We start from the raw sequence: 233 nt of genomic DNA, 5'->3' as shown, positions 1-233 counted from the left end.
CGTGCTGAAAAATCAAAAACGCGTCGTCATTTGACAGAATTCTGGATGATTGAGCCAGAAATGGCCTTCACAACTCATGAAGAATCTTTGGATATTCAAGAAGCTTATGTCAAACATTTGATCAAATCAGTCTTGGACAACCAACGTTATGCTTTAGAAAGTTTGGAACGTGACATTGATTTATTGGAAAACTATGTCAATGAACCATTCAAACGTGTCACTTACGATGATGC

1 protein-coding gene is annotated in these 233 nt (G+C 37.3%); it reads left to right on the top strand.

The genetic code is table 11. The features are described from left to right. On the top strand, positions 1-233 hold a 233-nt coding region (locus tag ETC27_RS18380), incomplete at both ends, for an amino acid--tRNA ligase-related protein (RefSeq protein ID WP_369333515.1).

Source organism: Onishia niordana (assembly GCF_004798965.1).
GTDB lineage: Bacteria > Pseudomonadota > Gammaproteobacteria > Pseudomonadales > Halomonadaceae > Onishia > Onishia niordana.
The sequence above is the reverse complement of the archived record's forward strand: the minus strand, read 5'-3'. Positions and strand labels throughout refer to the sequence as shown.